This window comes from Halobellus inordinatus (genome assembly GCF_024498335.1).
GTDB lineage: Archaea > Halobacteriota > Halobacteria > Halobacteriales > Haloferacaceae > Haloquadratum > Haloquadratum inordinatus.
This window is the reverse complement of sequence record NZ_CP101825.1, coordinates 765,355-782,576: the sequence shown is the minus strand read 5'-3', so window position 1 is coordinate 782,576 and position 17,222 is coordinate 765,355. Positions and strand designations below refer to the sequence as shown.

Sequence of the window (17,222 nt, the reverse complement as noted above, 5' to 3'; positions counted from 1 at the left end):
CCCTCGCGCCTATCCGATCTCGACGGTTCGACTCGCAGTGACGGGGTGAAGCGGCTCTCCGGGGAACGTCACCTCGACGGTGAAGTCGAGTTCGTCGGCGTTCGCGCCGAAGACGCCGACGGGGACCGTCAGCGAGTCCGAGAGGTACGCCTCCTTCGTCGTCATCTCGACGTCGTTGACCGTCACGCGGATCCCGACCGCCGCGCCGCCGCCCGCGTTGCGGACGGTGACGTCGCACATCTCGTTCGCCCCGGGCGCGATGCTATCGGGGAGGGAGCCCCACGAGACGTCGATCGCGGGGAACGAGCGGGCGTTCTCGACGATGCGGTCTGCGACCCCGGCAGAGAGTCCCGCTCGCTGGAGTTCCTCGGCGCCGGCGTCGACGACGTCCGCCGGGCTGTGGAGGCCGCCCGTCGCGAGCGTCCGCGCGCGGTTCGGGCCGATCCCGTCGACCGCAGTGAGGCCGACGGCGTCTCGGGGGACGCCGTGTTCGACGCGGGACTCGACGCGCCGCGCGAGGTTGGCCGCCCGCGGGCCGGCGAACTCCGCGAGGAACTCCCGGAGCGCCGAGAGAAGCCGCAGTGCGTTCTGTCTGATGATCCACGCGTCAGAGCGCAGATCGGCGGGCGTGCTGTTTTGCATCCCGGCGTGGAGAATCGCGAGCACCTTTCGGGGGCCGTCCTCCAGCCCAGTCGAGACGTCCGAGAGCACGGCGTCGACGGCGTCGGCCTCCGACTGGCGCGCGGAGACCGAGTGGAACTCCTCGGCACCGGCGACGGTCTCTAAGATGCCGTCCGCAGAGATCGTCTCGCGCTCACAGAGGTCGTGGAAGCGCTCTGCGGTCTCCAGTCGGAGGTAGTACTTCGAGGCGAGGCGACCGAGCGCGGTCCCGTTCACCGAGAGGTCTTCGCCCATCTGGACGAAGCCGCGGGCGACGAGCGATTCGAGCGTCTCGCGCACGCGCTCACGGAGGTTCTCGAAGTCGTACTGCTCGGGTTGCGACTGCGCCCGCCGATAGTAGAAGGTCGTCTCCAGCCACGAGATGACGTCGTCGAGGTCGCGGATGGTTCCCATCGCGATCTCGGCGTTGAGGTGCGAATCGAGGTCTTCGGCCAGCCGCGACTCGATCTCTTTGCCTTCTCGGAGGAGTTGCCGGTACTTGTCGGCGTCCGAGCGGTCGCAGACGACCCAGCCGTAGCCCACGTCGTCGTAGCCTGGGCGGCCCGCGCGGCCGAGCATCTGGAGGATGTCGAGCGGCGAGATGTCGACTTCGCCCTCCAGCGGGTCGTGGTACTTGGTGTCGCGGATGACGACGCAGCGCGCGGGGAGGTTCACGCCCCACGCGAGCGTCGACGTCGAAAAGAGCAGTTGGATTTTGCCCTCCTTGAACCACTCCTCGACCCGGTCGCGGTCGCCCTTCGAGAGGCCGGCGTGGTGGAATCCGACGCCGTCCGGGGCGGCCTTCGCGAGCGCGTCGTCGTCTAACTCCTTCGCGTCGGTGTGGAAGTCGTAGTCGCCGCGCGCGCCCATCGGGACGTCGCGCTTTGCGATCTCGTCGCGCGATTTGCCCGCCGCGCGCACGGCGTCCTGCCGCGAGGAGACGAACACGAGCGCCTGACCGCCGTCGCGGATGTGTTCCTCCGCGAGATCCAGCGCCGTGTAGAGGCGGCGGTACTTGTCGGCGAAGGCGTTGTCGCCGTGAGTGTACGTCCGCACGCCCGCGTGGAGGTCGACGGGGCGGTACTCGTCGCCGAACTCGAAGGTCGTCTCCGGCGGCGCGTCCAGCCACGCCGCGACGTCCTCGATGTTCGGCATCGTCGCCGAGAGCGCGACGACCCGGGGGTCGCAGATCCGGCGGAGGCGCGAAACGGTCACTTCGAGGACGCCGCCGCGGGTGTCCGAATCCAGCAGGTGCACCTCGTCGATGACACAGCAGTCGACGTCGGTGATGAACGAGTAGCGCGCGGAGTCGTGCTTTCGCGTCGCGGAGTCGGTTTTCTCCGGCGTCATCACGAGGATGTCGGCGCGCTCGGCACGGCGAGGGTTCAGGTCCCGTTCGCCGGTGACGACGTAGACCGAGTAGCCCAGTTCCTCGAAGCGTTCCCACTCCGACTCCTTCTCGTTGGTGAGCGCGCGCAGCGGCGCGATAAAGAGCGCCGTCCCGCCGTCGTCGAGGGTGCGACAGATGGCGAGTTCGGCGAGCGCGGTCTTCCCGCTCGCCGTCGGCGCGGCCGCGACGACGTTCTCGTCGCTGTCGAGGATGGCGGGCGCGGCCTCCCGCTGCATCCGGTTGAACTCGTCGAATCCGAAGGCGTCCGCGAACTCCGGGACGACGTCTGCGACCTTCACGCGCCGCACCTCCGAACGGGCGAGGCGGCGGCACCCGTCGGGACGCGGTGAGTCGAGGAGGAAATCCGAGCGAGACGAGTCATACGCGGTACGCGGACCTCCGGCGGCAAAGTCGTTTCTCCATCCGGGCGGGTCGCGGTGGTTCTCCATCCGGGCGGGTCGCGGTGGTTCTCCATCCGGGCGGGTCGCGGTGGTTCTCCATCCGGGCGAGATGCCGCCCCGCGTCTCGGTTCAGCCCCGCGAACGGAACGGCAGCACCTGCCCCCAGACGTACTTGTGCAAGAGCCTGACCGTCATCGGTTCCTCGACCGTGAGACAGCAGGAGAGCCGCGGGTAGCCGAATCGGACCGCCGCGGCGTCGTGCCAGTGGGTCGCGTCCGGAACCGGGTCGACCTCGACGGTGCAGGTCGCACACAGCCCCCGGCCGCCGCAGTTGGCGCGTTTCGAGACCGTGCCGTAGACGGGAAAGCCGCGGTCGAGCAGCGCCTCGCGGAGGTTCGCGCCGCGTTCGACCTCGATGGTCGTCGTGTCGTCGCCGTCGACGACTGTCAGCGGCACGGTCTCGGTCTCGGGCATACAGGCTGGGTCGGCCGCGAGACACCTGACTCTGCTGGCGGACTCACAGAAGCAGAGGCGAAACCGGCTGGTGGATCGAGCGCGTCGAAACAACCCGCAGGCTTTTGCTCGGCGACACAAAGAAAGCGGTATGAGCGGCAGGCGGAAGCCCGACTGGCTGAAGATGCGTCCGCCGTCGGGGCGGCAGTTCACGGACATCAAGGACACCCTCCGGGACCGAGACCTTCACACGGTCTGTGAGGAGGCGAACTGCCCGAACCTCGGCGAGTGCTGGAGCGGCCGCAACGGGCCGGGGACGGCGACGTTTATGCTGATGGGCGACCGCTGCTCGCGCGGCTGTAACTTCTGCGACGTCGAGACCGGCGGGATGGACGCGCTCGATCCCGAGGAACCAGCGAACGTCGCCGACGCCGTCGCAGAAATCGGGCTGGACTACGTCGTGCTCACCTCCGTCGACCGCGACGACCTGCCGGATCAGGGTGCGAGCCACTTCGCGCGGACGATCCGCGAGATCAAAGACCGCGATCCGGGCATCCTCGTCGAGGTTCTCATCCCCGACTTCCAGGGCGACCCCGACCTCGTTCGAGAGGTCATCGAGGCTGGCCCGGACGTGATCGCGCACAACATCGAGACCGTCGAGCGACTCCAGTGGCCCGTTCGGGACCGCCGCGCCGGCTACGAGCAGTCGCTGGCGGTGCTCGAACAGGTCTCGAAGGAGTCCGACGTCTACACGAAGACGAGCATTATGCTCGGCCTCGGCGAGTACGACCACGAGATCTATCAGACGCTCTCGGACCTGCGGGAGGCGGACGTCGACGTCGTCACGCTCGGGCAGTACCTCCAGCCCTCGCGGTCGCATCTCGACGTCTTCGAGTACGTCCACCCCGACGCCTTCGAGACGTGGCGGCGCGTCGCCGAGGACGAACTCGACTTCCTGTACTGCGCGTCGGGCCCGATGGTCCGCTCGTCGTACAAGGCGGGCGAACTGTTCGTCGACGCCGTGTTGCGGGACGGCAAGAGCGTCGAGGCGGCTCGTCTGGAAGCCCGCGCCGCGGGCGGCTGACGGGGACGCGTCGAGCAGCACCGAACGGCGCCGATTCCCGTACTGCTTTGACCCCGGGCGGCTGAATCGAACGTATGCCCGGAATGGACGAGGAGACCGCAGAGCTGATTCTGTCGATACGGGAGGACGCCGAGCGGACGGCGTTGCTCGCCGAACTCGCCGATAGCGGCGACACGGCGGGGGTCGACGAGAGTGCCGACACCGAGTCGTTGCTCTCGGCGTTCGCCGACGAGGGAATCGTCGAGATCGAGGGCTCGACGTACGTACTCACGGACTTCGGCGAGCGCGTCTTCGAGTACGCCACGCGGGATTGGAACCCCTCGAACGAGGGGACGAAGCGCGCGGCGACGTTCGAGACGCTCTCGGACTGCGAGTGGCACTGTTCGGCGTGTGAACTTCCGAGTTCCCAGCCCGCGAAGGACATCCAGATGCTCCGCAAGGAGGGCTTCGAGTTCGTCCAGAACACCGGTCAGGGGCAGGGCGATTACCGACACTGCGAGACCTGCGAGAACACGACGTTTCACCGAAAGCTCAAGTACCCGTTCCCGACGCAGAAGTCGATCACGCGGCAGGATATGCCCGACTCGTTCAAGCGGCGCGTCCGCGACCTCTACGACCACCGCGACGCGTTCGACGGCTCCTCGCCGAGCACGACGCTGGAAGTCGACCACCGCGTCCCCGAGGTCCGGTGGGACGAATCCGAGAGCTTCGATTACGAGTCGATGAGCGACGAGGACGTCCGCGAGCACTTCCAGATCCTCTCGCGGAAGCACAACCTCCTCAAGAGCCGGAAGTGCGAGGCCTGCGTCGAGAGCGGCAAGCGCCCGAGGTTCTTCGAGATCGACTACTACTACGAGGGCGGCGAGGAGTACGACGAGGACGTCGGCTGCGTCGGTTGTGGCTGGTACAACCCCCACGAGTGGCGGGCCGCGCTGCAGGCAGAACTGGACGGAGACGGCAGTGAGACACCGAGCTAGAGGCGCCCTCGCACGTGCGTCGCTGCGAAAAGAGTTATAATCGGCTGCGGCCCTACTGGCTCAACTGAGAAGGCCGTGTCTGCACAGATCACTGACGGGACGCTGGAGCTGGTTCAGCGCGTGATCGAACTGAACTGCGACGGCGAGTTGATCGTAGCGATGTCCGCCACGGACGTCGCACGGGCCTTAGAGGGGAGCGGTCTCTCCGAATCCGACGTCGAGCGGGCGCTGACGGAGTTAGTCCGTCAGGGCGAACTCGAAACGGTCGAAGGGGGCTATTGCCTCACCGAGACGTGATCGTCGTCGGGCGCGTCCGTCAGGCGCGAAGTGAGCGCGAGCGTCCGCAGCGCGCGCCCCGCGACTGTTAAATACGGTCGGAAACGAACACCGAGCGACCTCGAATGTCGGATCCCGATCCCGGTCAGTCGTCGATCACGGTGCTCGATCTGTTCTGCGGAGGCGGCGGTCTCTCTGAGGGCTTTCTGCAAGCGGGCTACGACGTCGTCGCCGGCGTCGACGCCAACGAAGACTTCCTCGCGACCTACGAAGCGAACCACGAGGACGCGCTCGCGATCCAGGCGGACCTCTCCGAAGTGGACCCCGAGTCGTTCTTCGAGACGCACCCGGTCGATCCGGACGCGATCGACGTGATCATCGGCGGGCCGCCGTGTAAGGGATTCAGCATCGCGGGCCACCGCGACCCCGACGACGAGCGCAACTACCTCGTCGGAAACTTCATCGACTTCGTCGAGTTCGTCCAGCCCGAGGCGTTCGTGATGGAGAACGTCCCCGGCATCAAGTCGATGGAGGGCGGCGACACCCTTCGCTCGATCCTGGAGGGGTTCGAGCGCGCGGGCTACGAGAAGCCGGCCTACGAGACGCTGAACGCCGCCGACTACGGCGTCCCGCAGAAGCGCCGCCGCGTGATCTTCCAGGGGCGGCGCGACGGATCGATTCCGACGTATCCAGAGCGGACGCACGGCCCCTCGAAACAGGCGACGCTCACCGGCAGACAGCTCGAACCGTACGTGACCGTCGAGGACGCGCTCTTAGAGAAGGACGTCGCGGACCTGCCGAACCACGAGAAGACGAATCACTCCGCGGAGATGGTCGAGCGGATCGGAGACGTCGAACCGGGCGACAGCCTCTATGAGAGCTACGGCGACAGTTGGCGCCGACTGCGCCGCGACGAGCCTTCGATCACGATCAAAGAGAACCACAACGCCCCGTTCGTCCACCCCGAGGAGGACCGGGTCGGGACCGTCCGCGAGTGTGCGATCCTGCAGACGTTCCCCGACGACTACGTCTTCCAGGGGCCGAAGAGCACGCAGTTGAAAGTCGTCGGCAACGCCGTCCCGCCGAAACTGGCGAAGGCCGTCGCGGAGGCGCTCGCCGACGACCTCGAGGCGATGGGCGCCGCCGCTATCGCTGACGCAGAGTGAGGTGACTCTTACTCCTGCTCGCGCCGCAGGACGCTGTATCCTTCGAGCACCTTGCCGAGTCGGTACATCGAGGCGACGACGGCGTCACACGAGGGTCGCACCGCGTCTTTCGGGATGTAGCCGACTGAGAGACCGGCGACTTCGAGCATCGGGAGGTCGTTCGCGCCGTCGCCGACTGCGATGGTGCGCGAGAGCGGGACGTCGAGGTCGGCCGCGAGCGATTCGAGCGCGTCGTCCTTCGTCCCGGTGATGAGCGGTCCCTCGACGTCACCCGTGAGGCGGCCACCCTCCATCGGGAGGCGGTTGGCGACGATGGTGTCGACCTCGACGCCCTCGCGCTCTAAGGCGCGCTCGACCCCGCGCTCGAAGCCGCCGGTCAGGATCGCGACGTGGTGTCCGGCGTCGCGGAGGCGCTTGATGAGGGCCGCCGCGCCCGGTCGGAGGCGGACCTCGCCGAAGGCCTCCTCGGCGTCTTCCTCCGAGAGGCCGTCGAGAAGCGACGCGCGCTCTCTGAGGCTCTCCGCGTAGGAGAGTTCGTCGTTCATCGCACGCTCTGTGATGTCTGCCATCCGGTCGGCGACGTCCATCCGCTCGCCGAGCAGCACCGTCATCTCGGAGTCCGAGAGCGTTCCGTCGAAGTCGAAGGCCACGAGTCGCATACGTGGGGCGTCGGCGGCGGACGGTTTTAAATCACCTATCCGGCGAACCCTAGACAGTCGGTAACAGGCCACAGGTGGCCGTTTGCGCCGATGAAGAAACGTTTAACCACGAACCCGAGGTGGGTTAGGATATGAAGGTGCTTATTACGGATCCGATCGACGACGCGGGCCTCGAACGGCTTCGCGAATCGGGTCACGACGTAGAGACAGCCTACGATGTGGAAGGCCAAGCGCTGCTGGACGCGGTCGCGGACGCCAACGCGCTGGTCGTCCGCTCCGGGACCGAAGTGACCGAGGAGGTCTTCGACGCCGCACCGGACCTCGTCATCGTCGGCCGCGCCGGCATCGGCGTCGACAACATCGACATCGACGCCGCGACCGACCACGGCGTCATCGTCGCGAACGCGCCCGAGGGGAACGTCCGCGCGGCCGCAGAGCACACCGTCGCGATGTCGTTCGCCGCCGCGCGCTCGATCCCGCAGGCGCACGCACGGCTGAAAGCCGGCGAGTGGGCCAAAAGCGACTACCTCGGCACGGAACTCAACGGCAAGACGCTGGGCATCGTCGGCCTCGGCCGCGTCGGCCAGGAGGTCGCAAAGCGACTCGACGGCCTCGGGATGAACCTCGTCGCCTACGACCCCTACATCAGCGAGGAGCGCGCCGACCGACTCGGCGCCGAACTCGTCGAGTTCGAGGCGTGTTTAGAGCAGGCGGACTTCCTCACCGTCCACACGCCGCTGACGCCCGAGACGGAAGGGATGATCTCGACCGACGAACTCGAGCTGATGGGCGGCGGCTTCCTCGTCAACTGCGCCCGCGGCGGCGTCGTCGACGAAGAGGCGCTCGCTGAGGCCGTCGACGACGGCGTCCTCGACGGCGCCGCAGTCGACGTCTTCGCGGACGAGCCGATCTCGGAGGGGCATCCGCTCTTGTCCGTCGACGACGTCGTCGTCACGCCGCACCTCGGCGCGTCCACCGAGGCGGCACAGGAGAACGTCGCGACGTCGATCGCCGACCAGATCGACGCGGCGTTCGCGGGCGAGCCCGTGATGAACGCGCTGAACGCGCCGTCGGTCGACGAGAGCGTCTTCCCGCGCATCCAGCCGTACATCGGCCTCGCCGAGACGGCCGGCAAGATCGGCGCCCAACTGCTCGACGGTCGGATCTCCGAGGTCGAGGTCGCCTACGAGGGTGACATCGCCGAGGAGGACGTCGAACTCGTCACCGCATCGGGGCTGAAAGGCGTCTTCGAGCCGCTGGAGTGGCAGGTCAACGCCGTCAACGCGCCGCAGATCGCCGAGGAGCGCGGCATCGACGTGACCGAGTCCAAGCGCCTCCAGTCGGACGACTTCCAGAGCCTCGTAACCGTCAGCGTCGGCAACGAGGACGAGACCCTCAGCGTCTCCGGGACGCTGTTCGCGGGCGACGACCCGCGCATCGTCCGGATCGACGGCTACCGCGTCGACGCGATCCCCCACGGGAAGATGCTCGTCGCACGCAACGCCGACAAGCCGGGCGTCATCGGCTTCATCGGCTCCGTGCTCGGCGAACACGACATCAACATCGCAGGGATGTTCAACGCCCGTCGCGACGACCGCGGCGGCGAGGCACTCACCGTCTACAACCTCGACGACCCGGTCCCCGACGAAGTCGTAGAGCGGATTCTCGCCGACGACCGGATGATCGCCGTCAAGTACCTCACGCTCAACGGCGAAGACGACGAAGGCGAAGACGAGTAATACTGCCGGACAGAAGTTCGTGAATTATGTTGGCACCCACGGGGTGCCGATGATTTTCACATCGTTCTGTCCGACAGTATAAGTCGCACCCGCTACAGCAGCGACGGATCCTCAGAGGAATTCCGCACCGCGGTGAGCCGACCGACGACGGCGTCGACGAGACGCCCGGGCCGCGTTTCGGCTCCAGCATCCTGTTCTGCGAGCTCTCTGTTCGCGGTTTCGAGCCGACGTTCGTAGTCGTCGATGGTGTACCCGTGCGCCAGTCGGCGGTGATCGAGATCGCACGCGAGTCGTTCGGCCTTCCGTTCGAGCCGCTCGTTTTGTTCGCGTAGCCGCTGGTTCGCCCGTTCGAGTTCGACGATACGATCCAGAAGGGCCGAGGCGTCGAGCGACTGGACCCCGCCGTCGGTCCGCGACCCCGGGTCGTCGGTCATCGAATCGTCCCCGTTCACCGGTGGCTCGGAAGATGCGGAGGACATACGTGTGGATTGGTGTCACACGACTAAGAAAACCCGTCAGACACAGGACAGACGGTCGTCGGCCGGTATAAGCGTCGAAAGAGACAGAGAGGCGAGCGCTCAGTTCGCGCCGATGAGGTCGAGAACCGCCTGCGTGTCGTTGGCGACGGGTTCGGGCTTGCCGCCGGCCTCGAACGCCGCGTCGGGGTCCTTCAGGAGGTGGCCGGTAGTGAGACAGACGACGTCCTCGCCGGCGTCGACGACACCCTTGTCGCGGAGTTTCTTGAGGCCGGCAACGGACGCTGCGGAGGCGGGTTCGACGCCGATCCCTTCGCGTGCGAGGTCGCGCTGGGCCTCGGTGATCGCGTCGTCGGAGACGGCGACGGCGGTGCCGCCCGTCTGGCGGATGCCGGGGAGCGCCTTGGGCGCGTTGACGGGGTTGCCGATTCGGATCGCCGTCGCGCGCGTCTCGACGTGGTCCCAGCGCTTGGTGTCTTCCCAGCCGTTCTCGATGGCCTCGACCATCGGCGCGGCGCCCTCGGCCTGTACGCCGGTGAGCATCGGGACCTCCGAGGGATCGAGCGCGCCGGACTGGACCAGTTCGCGGAAGGCCTTGTAGAGTGCGGAGGTGTTGCCCGCGTTCCCGACGGGCAGGACGATGCGGTCGGGGAAGCGACCGTAGTCGTCGCGGAACTCCTCTAAGATTTCGAGGCCGATCGTCTTCTGTCCCTCCAGTCGGAAGGGATTCAGCGAGTTGAGGAGGTAGACCTCACCGAGTTTGGCGAGGTCCTGAACGATGTCGAGGCAGGCGTCGAAGTTGCCGTCGACTTCGAGGATGCGCGCGTCGTGGAGCGCGGCCTGGGCGATCTTGCCGGCCGCGACCTTCCCCGATGGGAGGAGAACGAGCGTCTCCATCCCGCCACGAGCGCCGTACGCGGCGAGCGCGGCCGAGGTGTTCCCCGTCGAGGCACACGCGAGGCGGCCGACGCCGAGTTCCTTCGCGACGCGGACGCCGACGGTCATCCCGCGGTCTTTGAACGAGCCGGTCGGGTTCATCCCCTCGTGTTTGACGCGGAGCGTCTCGACGCCGATCTCCTCGCGGAGGCGGGGTGCCTCGTGCAGCGGCGTGTCGCCCTCGGGGAGGCTGACGCCCTCCTCGAACGGGAGCGCGGCGCGGTAGCGCCAGACGCCGCGGCCCTGGCCCTGGAAGTCCTCGAACGTCGGCGGATCGGCGTAGCGTACTTCCAGCAGGTTGCCGTCCTCGCCGGTGTAGCGGATCTCGTCGAACGGGGCGTACGTCTCGCCCGTCTCGATGTCAGCGAGCCAGACGCCGTCCTCGGCCACCTCGGGGGCGTCGGGCGTGGGTGCGGTGAGTTCGAGGCTCATTGTCGTATCCGTCGTATTCGGCCGTGAAAAGGAGGGTGGTTCGCGTGCGACGTCATCACGCCGCGTCCTCTCGTCCGTACTCGTCGATGCTCCGGTGGACGCGGTCGACCCACTCGTCGAGCGCGGCGTGGAGCATCTCTTTCGCCTGCGGGAGTTCGGTGGCCGTATACTGGTAGATGTAGCCGCCGGAGTCGAGGAGTCGCCGTTCACGCTCCGCGAGGCCCTTCTCCATCAGCGTCGTCAGCGAGCGGTTGACGTTGCTCCGGTCGCGGTCGAGGAGGTCTGCGAGTTCCGCGACGGTGCTCCCCGGACTGTCGAGCAGCGTGAGATACGTCCGGCTCTCGTGACGCTGGATCCCGAACACGCAGGCGAGCACCTGCTGGAACCCCGGCTCTTCGGTCTCCAGGAGGTCGCTCATCTCTGGTACGTCGCTCATACTCCTCAGTTCACCGCCGCCACGACTAAAGTCCCGCGTCGTCGGCAGTTCCGGTAGAGGGCGAGAGCAGGGTTCACTCGGTCCGTCCGTACCCCATATTCTCGATGCACGTGAGCATCGACTCCTCGTCGGGGTGCTTATGCAGCGTCGTCGGTGTATCGCAGTAGTACATCTCGCCGTCGTGCCGGAGCGAGAGTTCGTGCGTCCCGCCGAGCAGTTCCGCCTCGACGACGACGCGGCGGCCGTCCTGGAGCACGTCGAGAATCTCCCGGCCGGTTAGCTCGCCCGATTCGATGCGGAGTGGCGCTGGCATACACTCCCATTCGTCGCCAGGGATATGACTATTGTCGGTGCGAGAGGGGTCAGACGAGATCCCACAGAGAACGAGCGATTAATTGGTGGTCGAACGAGACCGATCCTCGGATTGGGGCGGTTCGACGCCTTCTGCGGCCTCGACCGTCTCGGTCTCCTTTTCGGTGTCGACGTGCCAGCGCGTCACCTCGTCGTCGAACTCGCCGAGGCGGTCGCTGACCTCCGATTTCAGGTCGTCGTCGTTGACGTTCACCTCGAAGATGAACGAGACTTCGTCCTCGCCGCGCGTGGACTTCTGGATGTTGGCGCTGACGAGTTCGTTGTCGAAGTAGTAGGGGGCCAGTTGGGTCATCACCCGCTGATAGACCGTGTTCTCGACGCGCCGGAGCGCGCGACGGCCCGCCGAGTCGGCCGCGCGCGCGACGTAGCCGAGCGATTCGGACCACCGTTCGACGGCGCCGTCGCTGTCGCCCTCCTCGACGTGCTCGTAGGACTCCGACAGCCGCTCGCCCGCAGTCTGGAGGTCCTCGTCGGGCGCTTTCCCGGCTTTCTCCCCCTCGCCTTCGGCGACGCTCGCCTGGGCGGCGGTCTTCTTGCTGACGTCCTCGCCGAGCCGTTCGTGGGACTTCGGTCGCCACTCGTCCCACTCCTCGAAGGCCTCGCCGTCGACACCGGCGTCGCGCAGGGCACGCGTGATGCGCTCGCCGTGTTCGACGACGTCGCCCCAGGTCCCCCGAACTTTGAATCCGGAGACACTCTCTTCCATCGTCTCGGACGAGGTAGGAACGGCTAAGTATAAAACTCTACTCCGCGACGTGCGGGCGTTCGACAGGGGAGAACAGCTACCTATTCGCTCGCGAGTGCCCGGTCTGATCGGGCAAATCACCAGGCAGCAGCGGCGTGTGGATGCTACTGCGGCGGGGCTTCGTCAGTCTCGCGGACGATCGGTGCGACTCAGCGCTCGCCGTGGACGAACCGCGTGGCCGCCTCGTCGAGGCGACGCACGAGACTGCCGAGCCACGCCCCCGGGGAGACGCGTCGGAGCGCGTCGTCGTCGACTTCGATACGGTCGCCGTCGAACGGACCGTCGTGATCGGAGTCCGTCGCGTCGACGACGGTGGACATCGAACAGCGGCCGCAGGATTCAGCACTGTCGTTCGTGCGCATCGGTACTCTACCGAAGGCGCGGAACAGACATAAAAATCGGGGACGATCGGACGGGTCCCGAGCGGCTTTTGTGTCTGTGTGTGAAGCGTACCCGTATGGGATACCACGTGGTCGACTCCGAGACGGTCTCGCCCGCCGACGGGCGGCCGTGTGAACTGCGGCGACTGGGCGGCGCAGCCGGGCTCTCGAACGTCGCGGTCAATCGCTTCCGCGCCGAACCGGGCGAGCAACTGCCGCTGAAGTACCACTATCACGAGGAACAGGAGGAGGCGTTCTACGTCCTCTCGGGTACGATGCACGTGGAGACGCCCGAGGAGACGTTCGTGGTCGACACCGACGAGCTATTCGCCGTCGACCCCGAGAGTCCCCAGCGCGCGTACAATCCGGCGGACGCCGACACCGACCTCGTCGTCCTGGCGGTCGGCGCACCAGCCGTCGATGGCGACGCCGTCGCGTACGACCCCGCAGCGTCGGACGCGGAGTGATGTCCGAGGACTCCGCGGAAGCGTTCGATCCGGCCGAGGCCGCCGAGGCGGCGGGAATCGACCGCGACGAGATCCCGGTGTGGGACGACGAGTACCTCGATCGGGTCTCGGATCGGCTGATGTTCAACTACGACCTCTCGAAGGACGAGAGCGTCCGCGGCGAGCGGTTCCCGCTGTTCGCGGAGATGCGGATGGAGAGCCAGAAGCACTTCTTCCACCCGTCGCTGGAGTACGCGAACCACCAGCATCGCGAGTTCGTGTTCGCGCGCCGTCTCGACCGCCCGACGGTGGCAGAACTGGAGCGACTCGTCGAGTTGGGCCACGACCTCGCCGACGACGAGACGTGGGTCGAGCCCGACGAGGAGCACTTCGGGACCGACTTCACGTTCGTCCTCGTCGCCGAGGAGCTTCCGCCGGACGTGGCCGAGTTCGTCGCGTCCTTCAAAGACCGGACGCTGCTGAAGTTCGGGTACTACGGTCACTACGAGATCGGCCTCGCGGTCGTCGTTCCCGAGCGCGAGGAGATCGTAAAGAGCGAGAGCGCGGCGGCAGCCGAGGCGTTCGCGCTCTGGCGTGACGTCCCGCCGGCGGACGAAGGGACGATTCTCGACCGACTGCGCGACGCGGTGGCCAAGCGGCTCGATCCAGGGCAGTAGGACGGAGAGACTGGGAGAACGCTGAGTGAGAGACAGCGAGTGGATGGATCGAGAGCGCAGTGCGAGAAGTAAACAGAGAGTAGACCGAGAAAAAGAATCCGCCGCGTGTGCGGTTAGTCGTCGCTCGGCGAGAAGCCGCCGGATTCCTCGCCGTCGCGAATCGCACTGATGTTCGAGTAGCCCATCCGGACCAGTGCGAGTCCGAGATACACTAACACGAGTGCGAGGACGATCTGTGCCACCGCCGACAGCATCTGGACGAGCGACGCGCCCGCCATCCACGTCGGATCGAGGAACTTCGCGTAGAGGTTGCTGTAGAAGGCGAGCCAGAGCAGCCCGGAGACGGTGATGACGACCATCACGGCCATCGGGCCGCCGGTGCTGATGAGCTGTTTCGAGTCGTCCCAGTTCGCCAGCCACACCGTCGCCGTCAGCAGCGCGAGCGCCGCCAGCAGCTGGTTGGCACCGCCGAAGAGCTGCCACAGCGTCGCCCACGAGCCGCTGGCGATGAGGATGTACGCCGGGATGGTCTGGAGCGCCGCGTTGCCGTAGCGGTCTGCGGCGAACGACTGCACCGAGGATTCGGGCGTGCCGATGATCTCCTCCATCATATAGCGGCCGAGGCGAACGGCCGTGTCAGTCGACGTGAGGAGGAAGCTCACGAGCACGAGCGCCATAAAGGGCCCACCGAAGGAGGTCGGGATTCCGAAGCTCGTGAGCAGGATGCCGCCGCCGGTCGCGAAGGTCGGGAGCGCGAGTCCGATCCCGCCGCCGACGTCGGGCGCGACGAGCGCGACGGTGATGAGCGCGACCGTCGCGAGCAGCCCCTCACCGAGCATCCCGCCGTAGCCGATCGGACGAGCGTCGCTCTCGCGGTTCAGCTGTTTCGCGGTCGTCCCCGAGGAGACCAGCGAGTGGAAGCCGCTGATCGTCCCGCAGGCGATCGTGATGAACAGGAGCGGGAAGAGCGGGGCGCCGTTGCGGCCGATGAAGCCGTAGAACGGTTCGAGGTTGGTGACGAGCGGTTGGCTCGACGTACCGAGGATAGTGCCGACGATGACGGCGAGAAGCGCGCCGCCGACGCCGGTGTACAGGAGGAACGAGGAGAGGTAGTCACGCGGTTGCAGCAGCACCCACACGGGGAGTGCGCTCGCGACCGCACCGTAGACCAAGATGATCGGGATCCACGCCGCCGTGTTCGCGCCGAAGGCGCCCGCCGCCGGGAGCCACGACATCTGCGAACTGAGCAGCACGATCGTTCCCGCCGGGTATTCACCCGGGACGAGCGCGAGCGGGTACTGGATACCGACCCAGACGCCGGCGAACATCAGCGCGACGAACAGGCCGGTCCCCGCCAGGAACGGCAGGTCGAACTGGTAGAGCCACGCGCCGAGCAGGATCGCCAGCCCGATGTAAATGAGGCTGGCCGTCGCCGCCTGCGGGTAGGCGTTGAACACGATGGCGACGACGAGCGCGAACACGGCCACGACGAGGATGATCGTCAGGAACGCGAACCACAGCAGCATATTCTTGCCGCGTTCGCCGACGTACTCACCGATGATGTAGCCGATCGACTTCCCGTCGTGGCGGAGACTCGCCGAGAGCGACGAGAAGTCGTGGACGCTCCCCATCAGGGGATTCCCGATGGCGATCCACGCGAGCGCCGGGACCCAGCCCCACAGGACGCCGGCCGTGATCGGGCCGACGATCGGGGCACCCCCCGCGATGCTCGAGTAGTGGTGTCCTAAGAGAACTGGCTTCTTCGCTGGCACGTACTCCTGACCGTCTTCGTACTTGTGCGCGGGCGTCTCGCGGCTGTCATCGAGGTCTACGAACTGGGCGAGGTACTTCGAGTACCCCAAATACCCAACCGAGAACAGTGCGAGAATCCCCACGACGAGCCAAATTACCTGGACCATATTGTGGTAACTCCACACGGCACCATGGGTAGATAGCGTATAACCTTAACGATCGTTAACCTGATATGCGGGAGACACGACGCTGAACCACGTCAGCTGAGAGGTTCTGTAGTATCGAAGCCGATAGCGGTCGGGTCGACAGCGGTCGTCCCGATCCGGGGCTCATACTGTCGGACAGGAGTTCGTGACTCATTTTGGAACCCACGGGACGGCAATACCTTCACATCGTGGTGTCCGACAGTATCAGTCCGCCGACGCCGACGGCCGATCGACGTCGATGTCGAGTTCGGCGGCCACCGTGTCCAGAAGGCTGCCTTTCACCTCGGAGACGCGTGTCTCGATCTCGGCTACGACCGGCGGACCGAACGAGTTGTGGAGTTCCTCGAGGTGCTCGCGCTCGGTCGCGACGCGGTCGCGGAGGAACCGCGCACCGCGGCCCTCCTCGTCAGGATCCGGTTCGGGCGTGAGTCGGTTCACGGCCAGTCCGCGGACGTCGAGGCCGTAGGAGTCGAGTTCGTCGATCGCGCGGCGCGTCTCCCGGAGCGAGAGTTCGTCGGGGTTGACGACGAGGACGAACGCCGAATCGTTCCGCAGTTTCCTGCCGGCGAACTCGAAGCGTTCCTTTCGGGTCCGGAGCCGGTCGAGGATCGGGTCGCCATCCATCATCCGTCGGGGCTCGGTGTTCCCGACGGCCGCCCGCTCGTAGAGGTCGATCGCCTGCTCGCGCTTGTGAGCCAGGCGGTCGATCCAGCCTTCGAGCATCTCGGGAAGCGAGAGCAGTCGCAGCGTGCCGCCGGTCGGAGAGGTGTCGAAGACGATCCGATCGTACTCGTCGGCCTCCCGCATCACCTGGATGAAGCGATCCATCAGCGCGGCCTCGTACGCGCCCGGTGTCTGGTGGGCCATCTCGATCTGGCGATCGATCTCGTTGACCATCGCGGCGCTCACCTGATCGCTCATCGCGCGCTTTGTCTCCATCAGGTGGCGCTCGGTCTCGGCTTCCGGATCGATCTCCATCGCGTCGAGGCCGTCGACGCCGTCGACGGCGGTCGGACTGTCGTCGAACTGCTGGTCGAAGACGTCGGAGGTGCTGTGTGCCGGGTCGGTCGACACGATCAGCGTGCGGAGATCCGAGCGCGCGGAGGCGAGCGCGTACGCCGAGGAGACGGTGGTCTTGCCGACGCCGCCCTTCCCGCCGAAGAATACGTGCTTACGCATCGTCAGAAGTGGTACTGCTGGCCCTTTCGTTCGAGGAGCGAGCCGCGATCCCACATCCGACGCTCCCAGGATTCGAACTCGTCTTCGAGGTACGGAAGCAACTCCGCAGTGTAGTACGACACTGGCGAGGGAATCCCGAAGGCCTCCGGGAAGCACGCGAGCATAAAGGTGTCTTCGAGGTCCTCTGCTTCTTTCTCGATTTTCTCGTAGGCAGGGTGGGTGATCATTCCGTGATAGAGACCGCGGAGCCACTCCGAAAGGTGCGCTCGGAACCGTTCGATCCGGTCGACCAGCGACATAGCGCGAGGTACGGTCTCCGAGATAAAAGCATATCGCCCGGCGTACGCAATCACGGCCGCACGAAGTCGGCCGCGGTCGGG

19 protein-coding genes are annotated in these 17,222 nt (G+C 66.5%); 7 read left to right on the top strand and 12 right to left on the bottom strand.

Annotated elements, in window-relative coordinates; all coding sequences use genetic code 11:
• Positions 1-9 precede the first annotated feature (9 nt).
• A complete protein-coding gene (locus NO362_RS04020; protein WP_256546212.1) occupies positions 10-2,349 on the bottom strand; it encodes a DEAD/DEAH box helicase in 2,340 nt (779 codons plus the stop codon).
• A 231-nt stretch (positions 2,350-2,580) separates the two neighbouring features.
• A complete protein-coding gene (locus tag NO362_RS04015; RefSeq protein ID WP_256546211.1) occupies positions 2,581-2,925 on the bottom strand; it encodes a 2Fe-2S iron-sulfur cluster-binding protein in 345 nt (114 codons plus the stop codon).
• Here NO362_RS04015 and lipA point away from each other — a divergent pair.
• The 4 genes from lipA to NO362_RS03995 all read left to right on the top strand — a co-directional run bounded on the left by lipA (position 2,867) and on the right by NO362_RS03995 (position 6,407).
• Positions 2,867-3,988: a lipoyl synthase gene (gene lipA / locus NO362_RS04010; protein WP_256546210.1), complete on the top strand. Its 1,122-nt coding sequence runs from the start codon at positions 2,867-2,869 to the stop codon at positions 3,986-3,988. The genes NO362_RS04015 and lipA overlap by 59 nt on opposite strands.
• Positions 3,989-4,062: 74 nt before the next feature.
• Positions 4,063-4,965: an NlaIII/IceA1 family type II restriction endonuclease gene (locus NO362_RS04005; protein WP_256546209.1), complete on the top strand. Its 903-nt coding sequence runs from the start codon at positions 4,063-4,065 to the stop codon at positions 4,963-4,965.
• Positions 4,966-5,040: 75 nt separating this feature from the next.
• Positions 5,041-5,262, top strand: coding sequence for a hypothetical protein (locus tag NO362_RS04000; RefSeq protein WP_256546208.1), 222 nt, complete (start codon positions 5,041-5,043; stop codon positions 5,260-5,262).
• A 104-nt stretch (positions 5,263-5,366) separates the two neighbouring features.
• Positions 5,367-6,407: a DNA cytosine methyltransferase gene (locus NO362_RS03995; protein WP_256546207.1), complete on the top strand. Its 1,041-nt coding sequence runs from the start codon at positions 5,367-5,369 to the stop codon at positions 6,405-6,407.
• Between the two features lie 8 nt (positions 6,408-6,415).
• Here the strand turns inward: NO362_RS03995 and serB are convergent, their stop codons facing one another.
• Positions 6,416-7,066 carry a phosphoserine phosphatase SerB gene (gene serB, locus NO362_RS03990; RefSeq protein WP_256288441.1) on the bottom strand — a complete coding sequence of 217 codons (651 nt, stop codon included), beginning with the start codon at positions 7,064-7,066 and terminating at the stop codon, positions 6,416-6,418.
• Between the two features lie 131 nt (positions 7,067-7,197).
• Here serB and serA point away from each other — a divergent pair, with 131 nt between their 5' ends.
• On the top strand, positions 7,198-8,805 hold the full coding sequence (gene serA / locus NO362_RS03985) for a phosphoglycerate dehydrogenase (RefSeq protein WP_256546206.1): 1,608 nt from the start codon (positions 7,198-7,200) through the stop codon (positions 8,803-8,805).
• 92 nt (positions 8,806-8,897) lie between these two features.
• On the opposite strand, the gene NO362_RS03980 is transcribed toward serA, so the two are convergent.
• From NO362_RS03980 to NO362_RS03955, 6 genes are all read right to left on the bottom strand, one after another.
• The gene (locus NO362_RS03980) at positions 8,898-9,284 is read right to left on the bottom strand and encodes a hypothetical protein (protein WP_256546205.1); all 387 of its coding nucleotides are present in this window, start codon (positions 9,282-9,284) and stop codon (positions 8,898-8,900) included.
• A 99-nt stretch (positions 9,285-9,383) separates the two neighbouring features.
• Positions 9,384-10,649: a threonine synthase gene (thrC, locus tag NO362_RS03975; RefSeq protein ID WP_256546204.1), complete on the bottom strand. Its 1,266-nt coding sequence runs from the start codon at positions 10,647-10,649 to the stop codon at positions 9,384-9,386.
• A 55-nt stretch (positions 10,650-10,704) separates the two neighbouring features.
• Positions 10,705-11,085 (bottom strand): helix-turn-helix domain-containing protein, encoded by a 381-nt coding sequence (locus NO362_RS03970; RefSeq protein ID WP_121570762.1) that lies wholly within the window; start codon positions 11,083-11,085, stop codon positions 10,705-10,707.
• Positions 11,086-11,158: 73 nt separating this feature from the next.
• Entirely contained in the window at positions 11,159-11,398 is a 240-nt protein-coding gene (locus NO362_RS03965) for a DUF8001 family protein (RefSeq protein WP_121570763.1), read from the bottom strand.
• A 78-nt stretch (positions 11,399-11,476) separates the two neighbouring features.
• Complete coding sequence (locus NO362_RS03960) at positions 11,477-12,163, bottom strand: DUF5828 family protein (RefSeq protein WP_256546203.1); 687 nt, start codon at positions 12,161-12,163, stop codon at positions 11,477-11,479.
• A gap of 188 nt (positions 12,164-12,351) precedes the next feature.
• Positions 12,352-12,564 carry a DUF8007 family protein gene (locus tag NO362_RS03955; protein ID WP_256288446.1) on the bottom strand — a complete coding sequence of 71 codons (213 nt, stop codon included), beginning with the start codon at positions 12,562-12,564 and terminating at the stop codon, positions 12,352-12,354.
• A 95-nt stretch (positions 12,565-12,659) separates the two neighbouring features.
• On the opposite strand from NO362_RS03955, the gene NO362_RS03950 reads away from it, so the two are divergent.
• Both NO362_RS03950 and NO362_RS03945 read left to right on the top strand, forming a co-directional pair.
• The gene (locus NO362_RS03950; RefSeq protein WP_256546202.1) at positions 12,660-13,049 is read left to right on the top strand and encodes a cupin domain-containing protein; all 390 of its coding nucleotides are present in this window, start codon (positions 12,660-12,662) and stop codon (positions 13,047-13,049) included.
• Positions 13,049-13,705, top strand: a complete 657-nt coding sequence (locus NO362_RS03945; RefSeq protein WP_256546201.1) for a DUF8052 family protein — start codon at positions 13,049-13,051, stop codon at positions 13,703-13,705. Before NO362_RS03950 ends, NO362_RS03945 begins: the two co-directional genes overlap by 1 nt.
• 113 nt (positions 13,706-13,818) lie before the next feature.
• On the opposite strand, the gene NO362_RS03940 is transcribed toward NO362_RS03945, so the two are convergent.
• From NO362_RS03940 to NO362_RS03930, 3 genes are all read right to left on the bottom strand, one after another.
• A complete protein-coding gene (locus tag NO362_RS03940) occupies positions 13,819-15,624 on the bottom strand; it encodes a carbon starvation CstA family protein (RefSeq protein WP_256288449.1) in 1,806 nt (601 codons plus the stop codon).
• A 243-nt stretch (positions 15,625-15,867) separates the two neighbouring features.
• The gene (locus tag NO362_RS03935) at positions 15,868-16,842 is read right to left on the bottom strand and encodes an ArsA family ATPase (RefSeq protein WP_121570769.1); all 975 of its coding nucleotides are present in this window, start codon (positions 16,840-16,842) and stop codon (positions 15,868-15,870) included.
• 2 nt (positions 16,843-16,844) lie between these two features.
• Entirely contained in the window at positions 16,845-17,141 is a 297-nt protein-coding gene (locus tag NO362_RS03930; protein ID WP_121570770.1) for a DUF7990 family protein, read from the bottom strand.
• Positions 17,142-17,222: the final 81 nt, after the last annotated feature.

Excerpts from the sequence above, each read along its gene's own strand:
- lipA (WP_256546210.1), top strand. The coding sequence starts at position 2,867 with ATGGTCGTCGTGTCGTCGCCGTCGACGACTGTCAGCGGCACGGTCTCG.
- NO362_RS04015 (WP_256546211.1), bottom strand. The coding sequence starts at position 2,925 with ATGCCCGAGACCGAGACCGTGCCGCTGACAGTCGTCGACGGCGACGAC.
- NO362_RS04005 (WP_256546209.1), top strand. The coding sequence starts at position 4,063 with ATGCCCGGAATGGACGAGGAGACCGCAGAGCTGATTCTGTCGATACGG.
- NO362_RS03995 (WP_256546207.1), top strand. The coding sequence starts at position 5,367 with ATGTCGGATCCCGATCCCGGTCAGTCGTCGATCACGGTGCTCGATCTG.
- serB (WP_256288441.1), bottom strand. The coding sequence starts at position 7,066 with ATGCGACTCGTGGCCTTCGACTTCGACGGAACGCTCTCGGACTCCGAG.
- serA (WP_256546206.1), top strand. The coding sequence starts at position 7,198 with ATGAAGGTGCTTATTACGGATCCGATCGACGACGCGGGCCTCGAACGG.
- NO362_RS03980 (WP_256546205.1), bottom strand. The coding sequence starts at position 9,284 with ATGTCCTCCGCATCTTCCGAGCCACCGGTGAACGGGGACGATTCGATG.
- thrC (WP_256546204.1), bottom strand. The coding sequence starts at position 10,649 with ATGAGCCTCGAACTCACCGCACCCACGCCCGACGCCCCCGAGGTGGCC.
- NO362_RS03970 (WP_121570762.1), bottom strand. The coding sequence starts at position 11,085 with ATGAGCGACGTACCAGAGATGAGCGACCTCCTGGAGACCGAAGAGCCG.
- NO362_RS03965 (WP_121570763.1), bottom strand. The coding sequence starts at position 11,398 with ATGCCAGCGCCACTCCGCATCGAATCGGGCGAGCTAACCGGCCGGGAG.
- NO362_RS03960 (WP_256546203.1), bottom strand. The coding sequence starts at position 12,163 with ATGGAAGAGAGTGTCTCCGGATTCAAAGTTCGGGGGACCTGGGGCGAC.
- NO362_RS03955 (WP_256288446.1), bottom strand. The coding sequence starts at position 12,564 with ATGCGCACGAACGACAGTGCTGAATCCTGCGGCCGCTGTTCGATGTCC.
- NO362_RS03950 (WP_256546202.1), top strand. The coding sequence starts at position 12,660 with ATGGGATACCACGTGGTCGACTCCGAGACGGTCTCGCCCGCCGACGGG.
- NO362_RS03945 (WP_256546201.1), top strand. The coding sequence starts at position 13,049 with ATGTCCGAGGACTCCGCGGAAGCGTTCGATCCGGCCGAGGCCGCCGAG.
- NO362_RS03940 (WP_256288449.1), bottom strand. The coding sequence starts at position 15,624 with ATGGTCCAGGTAATTTGGCTCGTCGTGGGGATTCTCGCACTGTTCTCG.
- NO362_RS03935 (WP_121570769.1), bottom strand. The coding sequence starts at position 16,842 with ATGCGTAAGCACGTATTCTTCGGCGGGAAGGGCGGCGTCGGCAAGACC.
- NO362_RS03930 (WP_121570770.1), bottom strand. The coding sequence starts at position 17,141 with ATGTCGCTGGTCGACCGGATCGAACGGTTCCGAGCGCACCTTTCGGAG.